This is a genomic window from Rhodococcus sp. 14C212 (genome assembly GCF_011058195.1).
Classification (GTDB): domain Bacteria; phylum Actinomycetota; class Actinomycetes; order Mycobacteriales; family Mycobacteriaceae; genus Rhodococcus; species Rhodococcus aetherivorans.
Genome location: NZ_JAALEH010000188.1, coordinates 1 through 2794 on the forward strand (window position 1 = coordinate 1; position 2794 = coordinate 2794).

General features: G+C 69.1%; 2 protein-coding genes. One reads left to right on the forward strand and one right to left on the reverse strand.

Translation table 11 applies throughout. The features are described from left to right. The coding region (locus G6038_RS30520) for a condensation domain-containing protein (RefSeq protein ID WP_346772964.1) at positions 1-2427 on the reverse strand (2427 nt) is incomplete at its 3' end. A gap of 187 nt (positions 2428-2614) precedes the next feature. Between G6038_RS30520 and G6038_RS31080 the strand changes: the two genes are divergently transcribed. Continuing rightward, on the forward strand, positions 2615-2794 hold a 180-nt coding region (locus G6038_RS31080; protein ID WP_206025885.1), incomplete at its 3' end, for a hypothetical protein.

Here is a 2794-nt window from a genome sequence, read left to right on the forward strand (position 1 = left end):
ATACAACTCCCCCACCACCCCCACCGGCACCGGCCGCAACCGCCCATCGAGCACCACCTCCGCGAACCCGACGGCAGGACTGCCGAGGGTAATCGGGGCACCGGGCGTCATGGGAGCCGCCGATGCCTGGACGGTCGCCTCGGTGGGCCCGTACCCGTTGTAGATACGGCGGCCGGGTGCCCATTGCGCCACGAGCCGCGGTGAACACGTCTCGCCGCCGACGATCAGGCAACCGAGATCGTCCAGGCCGGCCGGATCCACCGTCGCCAGGACGGCGGGAGTGATGCACGCATGGGTCACCCGTTCGGCGGCGAGGAGCGCCGCGAGTTCGGGTCCACCGTAGACCCCCCGTGGTACCACGACCATGCGGGCGGCGACGGCGAACGCGAGGATCAACTCGAGGATCGCCGCATCGAAGCTGGGCGAGGTCCCGTGCAGCACCTTGGCGTCGCCATCGGCGAATTCGGCGGCCTGCGCAGCCAGGTTCGCCAGCCCCCGGTGGGACACGACGACGCCCTTGGGCTGCCCCGTGGAACCCGAGGTGTAGATCAGATATGCAGGATGATCCATGCGCAGCAGTACAGCCCGGTCTCGATCGCCCACGGTCCCCGGTGAACATTCCGCCACTGCCCGGACCAGTGCCGGATCGTCCAACGCCATCCATTGCACTGTCCCCGGCAGTCGACCGCGTTCGGAGCCCACCGTCACTCCGGCCACCGCCCCGCAGTCGCGGAGAATGTACGAGATTCGCTCCGGCGGGTACGACGGATCCACCGGCACGAACGCCGCCCCGGTCTTCGCCACCGCCCACACGGCCGCGACCGATTCGATCGACCGTGGCAGCCCGATCGCCACGTACCGATCCGGACCGGCACCCCGCTCGATGAGCAGCCGCGCCAACCGGTTCGACCGCTCGTCGAGTTCCCGGTAAGTGACCTCGTCCCCCTCGCAGGACACCGCCACCGCGTCCGGATTCACCGCGACGGCCGCAGTGAGAATCTCCGGCAGAGTGCGCTCCGCCACCCCTTCCGGACCGCGCAGCGACAGCAGAGTGCTCCGCTCGGCCGGATCGAGGATGTCGACGTCGCCGACCGGGGTGCCCGGGGCGGCGGTGACCGCTTCGAGAATCCGCACGAAGCACCCGGCGAACCCACGCACTGTGTCCGCGTTGTAAAGGTCCGTAGCATAGGTCAATCCCGCACTCAGACCCGCCGGTGCGCCGTCGCCGTCCTGCCTTTCGGAGATCGACAACTGCAGATCGAATTTCGCTGTCTGCATGTCCGGCTCCACCGGCGTCACCGTCAGTCCGGGCAGAACCAGCGATGGCACCGAGATGTTCTGGAACTCGTATGCCACCTGGAACAACGGCGCGTGCGCGGTGGAACGGACCGGCGCCAACTCGTCGACCACCCGCTCGAACGGAACCTCCGCATGCGCGAACGCCGCCAGGTCCACCTCTCGTACGTGCTCGAGCAGCTCCGCGAAGCTCGATCGCGGGTCCACTGGAGTCCGCAGCACCAAGGTGTTCACGAACATCCCGACCAGCTCGTCGAGGGCGGCGTCACCGCGGCCGGCCACCGCTACCCCCACGGGTATGTCCCCGTCTCCGGACAGGCGGGCGAGCAGCACCGCCAGCGCCGCGTGCACCGCCATGAAGACACTCACCCCGTGTTCCCGCGCCAGCGCCGTCAACGCCCGATGCACCCGCGCATCGACCGTGAAGTGGATCCGGTCACCGCGCAGCGATCGCTGCGCCGGCCGAGGGTGGTCGGTCGGTAGTGCCATTACCTCGGGCAGGCCTGCCAACTCGTGCCTCCAGAACGCCAGCTGCCTTGCCCCCAAGCTGTCCGGATCGTCCTCCCTTCCGAGCATCTCCCGTTGCCACAACGAGAAATCCGCGTACTGCACGGGCAACGCTTCCCACTCCGGGGCCGCACCCGCATGCCGCGCCGAATACGCCACCGTCACATCGCGTACCAGAGGTCCCATCGACATTCCGTCGGCGGCGATGTGGTGGGCGACCACCACCAGGACATGCTCGGTGGCGGAGAGGCGATACAGCCGAGCCCGTAGCGGTACCTCCGCGGTCACGTCGAACCCCGTCGACCCCGTTTCCGCCACCCGCCACCGCATGTCGTCCCGGTCGATCACCGGCGTCACGGTCAACTCCGGATCGGCATCCTGTGTCGGCAACACGACCTGGTACGGCCCATTGGGTGAGTCCGGGAACACCGTCCGCAACGACTCGTGCCGCGCCACCACGTCCCGAACCGCCGCTCGCAGCGCCTCGGTATCGAGCTCGCCCGTCAGCCGCAATACCACCGGAAGGTTGTACGCCGGCGAGGTGGGGTCGAACCGGTTGAGGAACCACATGCGTTGCTGCGCCCACGACAACGGCACCCGCTCGGGCCGGGAGCGCGCCGTCACAGCCGGCCGCGTGCCACGGTCGCCTCGACCCAACCGTGCCGCCAAGCCGGACACTGTGGGAGCCTCGAACACTGCTCGCACCCCCACCTCGGCACCGGACGCCGTGTGCAGCCGCGCTGCCACTCGCGTCGCCGTGAGCGAATCGCCTCCCAACTCGAAGAAGGAGTCGTCCGCACCCACAGGCGTCATGCCGAGCACGTCCGCGAACACGTCCGCCACCAGTTTCTCGGCGGGCGTCGACGGAGCCGTGTACGCCGCACCGCCGTACACCGGAGCCGGCAACGCCCCTCGATCCAGCTTGCCCACCGGACCGACCGGCAACGCCTCGAGCACCACCAACGCGGCCGGCACCATGTACGACGGCACC